This window comes from Candidatus Eisenbacteria bacterium (assembly GCA_016867495.1).
Taxonomy (GTDB): domain Bacteria; phylum Eisenbacteria; class RBG-16-71-46; order CAIMUX01; family VGJL01; genus VGJL01.
Genome location: VGJL01000204.1, coordinates 1 through 4,448, shown reverse-complemented (window position 1 = coordinate 4,448; position 4,448 = coordinate 1). Strand labels below are relative to the sequence as shown.

At 63.8% G+C, this 4,448-nt stretch carries 5 protein-coding genes; all 5 read right to left on the bottom strand.

The window, feature by feature from the left end; translation table 11 throughout:
- The coding region (locus tag FJY88_12195) for a hypothetical protein (GenBank protein ID MBM3288095.1) at positions 1-561 on the bottom strand (561 nt) is incomplete at its 3' end.
- Between the two features lie 72 nt (positions 562-633).
- Positions 634-2,031, bottom strand: a complete 1,398-nt coding sequence (locus FJY88_12190; GenBank protein ID MBM3288094.1) for a hypothetical protein — start codon at positions 2,029-2,031, stop codon at positions 634-636.
- Positions 2,032-2,355: 324 nt separating this feature from the next.
- Complete coding sequence (locus FJY88_12185) at positions 2,356-2,613, bottom strand: hypothetical protein (GenBank protein MBM3288093.1); 258 nt, start codon at positions 2,611-2,613, stop codon at positions 2,356-2,358.
- A gap of 84 nt (positions 2,614-2,697) precedes the next feature.
- Complete coding sequence (locus tag FJY88_12180) at positions 2,698-3,270, bottom strand: hypothetical protein (protein ID MBM3288092.1); 573 nt, start codon at positions 3,268-3,270, stop codon at positions 2,698-2,700.
- Between the two features lie 84 nt (positions 3,271-3,354).
- Positions 3,355-4,236 carry a hypothetical protein gene (locus FJY88_12175; GenBank protein MBM3288091.1) on the bottom strand — a complete coding sequence of 294 codons (882 nt, stop codon included), beginning with the start codon at positions 4,234-4,236 and terminating at the stop codon, positions 3,355-3,357.
- Positions 4,237-4,448 lie beyond the last annotated feature (212 nt).

Below are 4,448 nucleotides of genomic sequence, written 5' to 3'. Positions count from 1 at the left end.
GACGATCTCCAGCCCCAGAAAGACCTCTCCGATGTATGCGTACTTGCCCGCGATCGTGACAGACCCGCACATGCCGCTCGAAACGAACCGGCCCACGAACCGCGGGTCGGCGGGCTTCGTGACATCGAGGATGATCAGTCCGTTGTCGCCTCCCGGTCCATCGGCGAGGTAGGCGTGGCCGTCGACCACCTCGATCCCCGCGGCTGTTCCCGTCGTTTCGTAGCGGCCCACAATCGATGGGCGGCAAGGGTCGGACACGTCGATCACCTGGAGGCCGGAGACGCCATCGGCCAGGAAAGCATGGTCGCCCCAGACATCGACATCCCATCCCTCGCCCGCGCAGTAGACGCGGCCGGTCTCGACCGGCGCGCCCGGCTTGGACACATCCAGGATGATCAAGCCGTTCTGATAGGCGCAGTAGGCGTACTGCCCGACGATCTCCACGCCGCCGGCGTGCGCCCAATATGCCGAGGTCTGGTACTCGAGTCCCCGCGAGGCCGGGGGGCACGCTCCCCCATGCAGCGCCAGGAGCGCGGACAACAGAAACAGCAGGCGATTCATGGCGGGCCTCCGATCGGTTCGCTCGCCGTCACACCATACGCCCGCGTGCCGAATGCCCTCAAGGGGCGGCGGCTATCTGAGCAAGGTCAAGCGCACGGCCGCGTAGCGCTCCCCCTGACGCAGATGGGCGAAGTAGAGTCCCGAAGCGACTGGCAGACCACGCCAGTTCTTCCCGTCCCAGCTCAGCTCGCGCCGGCCGGCGCCTCCCGCTTCGATGCGGCGGCTCCACACCTGTCGCCCTTCCGCCGAGAAGACGCGAAGGGTCGCGGGTTCGTCACCGTGCAGATGAAAGCGCAAGGCGACCTGGGAGACGAATGGATTGGGCGCGGCCGCCAGCGCCAGCTCGGGGAATCGCGAGTGATCAGCCGCATCCGCAAGGGCCGCCTCGACGGCGCCGTAGATGCGCAGCTTGCCCGCTCCCCAGCGATCGGGATCATCGGTGTACTGATCCTGACCCGCCGCCTGTCGAAGGAGACGCCGGCACTTGCCGTTGTCAAGATTCGGGAGGAGTTGCTTGAGCAGGGCGGCCGCTCCCACGACATGGGGCCCCGCCCCGCTGGTCCCGCCGAAGCCGGTGTAGTTCCCCGGCGTGGAGTAGTGTGTGCTGACCACGCCCGATCCGGGAGCGGCGATGTCCACATCGGGGCGGCCGTCGATGCGAGGGCCCCAGCCGCTATAGCCGTCCAGGTCTCCGTCGTTCGCAGGATTGTAAGCGGTCACGCTGATGGCCGAATCGGCCGTCGCGGGCCAGGTGACGGTGCGAGTCTGATCCACGACCGCCCAGCGATTCGGGGAGTACCAGCCCGAGATGTTGTCGCAGAAGAAGCCGTGAACGGTCGACCCCGGGATGCCGCCGAACGCGAAGCCAAGGGGCCCGGCGACGTTGCCTCCCTCGGGGTCGGTGCTGATCCGGATGTCCTGACGGAACGTGCCTCTCCCGGACTGGCTGCGCAGGCCATACGTGCGCAAGCCCTGGCTCACGGCTGTGCTGCCGTCCGTGGGCACGGCGATGGGAGCGCCTCCGGGCGGCGTCATCGCGATCGAGACGGGCGCGGCCAGGGGCTCCCAGAGGAAGGAGATCCAGATGACAGAGGCTCCCGAGGTCGTGAGCGATGTCCCTTGGGCGCCGAGGAAGGAGGTGTGCATGTTGCCCGTGGCGAGATTGCCGGCGGGCACGACGATGATCATCCCGGCCTCGGCGAGTTCATTCAGCATGATCTCCGTGTTGGACGATCCGTCCATGTACTCCCAGATCCACTCCCCATCCTCGATCAGAATCACGTGGGCGCCTTCCGATTGTGCCCAGGCCAGGCGCGCCTCAATTGGAACGAGAAACGGCGGCTCGGCATAGTAGTCGCTGTTGGAGTGGAGGAACTCGACTCCGGGCGCGATGCCGCTCATGACGTTGAGCCTTGGCCAGCCTCCTCCGACGATGCCTGTGACAGGGGTGCCATGGCCCCAGTAATCCATCTCCGATTGGAGCAGATTGACTCCGCGCCTGTGGATGTTGCCGTTGCGATTATAGATGGCGCGGATCTTCGATTCCCCAAGACTGAGGACACGCTCGCCGACATCCAGCTCGTGGAATATAACGTCGACAATGAATATTTCCGGAAGCTATTCGCTGGTTGCCGAGAAGGAAAACCGAACCGTGACGGTGACGGCTGGGGAGAGTGATGGAAAAACATCCGTGTCCATCTCGACCTATACGGTAACTGAGGAATAATTTTTCAAAGGAAGAAAGCAGGCCGCTGGAGAATCTCCAGCGGCCTGTGTGCGGTCCGGCGAACGAGCCTAGTCCCACCAATCCTCGCTCTGGCCGTGCCAGTAGAGGTCGCACATGCCCGGCACCTGGAGCCTGCAAAGCTCGTAGATCAGGTTCCAGGCGAGGGCGTCGCCCCCAGGCGTGATGGAGATCTCCACGTTACCCAGGGGGATGTTGACCGCGGTCGTCGTGGGCGACTGGCCGGTCGGCGTCAGACTGATCTGCGGAACAAACCCCGGCAAGATCAGTAGCACCAGGACGACGAGAGGAACAACGAACTTCTTCATGAGGACCTCCGTGGCAGTCTCGTCGACTGCCGGTTTTCTGCGACAGCCCATTCTGTCTGACTGATTGTCGTGTCGCAGAACCTCTTAGGGTCCCTCTACCTTCGGTTCGATACGCGAAGCCTGCTGGCTGGGCATCTGAACCGAGAGGGACTCAACCTGACCTTGCTTCCACTGCAGGCCGCTCGGCGCTGATTCAGGGAAGGCGAGAACGACGATGAAGGACTTTCCCCCGCGACTCGTCTCGGCTGCGCCGGGAATGAAGAGCTTCAGACTCATAGGGTCGTAGGCGATGCTTGGTCCGAACTTCTGACCGACGAACCACTTCTCGGCCCAGACGGTTTCTTCGTTCTTGAGGTGAAGTCCGACGTTCCAGTCAACTTGAACCGAGTGCATGTCTGGAGTCGGTCGAATCCAGCCGACGTAGAGGCGGGCCGGGTGCTCGAGTAGGTAGTTGATGAGGAGCGAGACATCCTGCACCGTTTCCATTTGGCGCAGAATGTCGATCGTGATTTCGTTATCGACGATTCGAAACGAAAGCTTTTCGGCCTCGAAGCACCAGTCCTGGTCTTTGCACCCGGCTGCTTGGACAGGCCAAGGTGCAAGTGAAAGGCTGAGGAGCGTCGCGCAACTCAGGAAAAGCAATATGAGCCGACTCATCGCCTGCCCCCTTTCTGTGTTTGGGTGGGTGAGCGCGTTGTCAGTGTGCTATACCTTCACGCTAGTCCAGAAAATGGCACTTTGTCAACCTCTTGAGGAAGCATTGTTGCTGTTGGCGTCGTCGGTGAGGAAGTAGACCTCGCCGTAGCAGGGACTCAGCTCGCCGTACGCGGGAGGCCCGTAGTTGCGGCCGCCGCTGTTGTTCGCGTCATTATAGAGGAAGTCGAAGTTGGGGTCGTATCCGGTCGCATTGCCGTAGCCGCTGGTCCCCGCGGCCTCGTGGTAGCGCAGGCGCTCGTTGGCGCCGGGAAGGCCGTTGCGGTCCAGATCCACGACGTCGCCCGTGCTCAGAGCGCCGTTGCCGTCCACGTCGATCCAGTTGTAGCTGTTGCCGTCCAGCTTGAAGAATGCGGGATGGTAGTAGAGCACCCCGGTGTCCAGGTCGCAGACGAGAACCCCCTCACCCGAGAGGGGCTCTCCGTAGGCGTCCTCGACCTGCCAGGCCAGGTCGGCCTCGACCTGGGGTCGGCTCCGCGCCAGAGGAGGCGGCGCGCCGGGCCGCCAGGAGCATTCGACGGCGGCCACGCCTCCGTGTCGCGCGACCTCCGGGAGCGCGTCGAACGGGATCTCCGCCGGATAGACCGTGCGACTGCCCGCGGCTCCGCGGCCGAAGTCGTAGAACTCGACGCCGAGCGCGCGAAGCGCCTCGATCTCCTCCGCGCCGGGCGCGGCGGTGAATCGCACGGACCCGGCGAACTTCTCCTCTGCCGCCAAGCGGGGCGCGAGAGCGTCGAGTCTCCCGGGAACGGTTGGGTCGGGAAGGTCTTGGGCCGGCGGGCCCTGGGGCGCGGACTGACCTTCCTGGCGGAGCCTGAGAAGGTAATCCAGTCTGGGGTCGATCCGGACTTCGGACAGAGCCGCCGTCGCGAGAATCAGCAGGGCAAGAGCGAGCAGACTTCCTCGCATCGTCTTTCCCTCCTCGGTGGGTTTCGTCCCCGGCGTGCCAGCTTGAATTGTAGCACGAATCCTCCGTGCGAAGTGGATTCGCCCATCAGGGATTCGAACAGGACTTTAGCAGTTCAGCGTTCAACTCCCCTGTAACGCATTGGATTGCACTCGGTTAGCTGCCTCACAGGTGTAAGCCCCCCTCTCTGGCCCTCCCCAACCGGACGCAACCC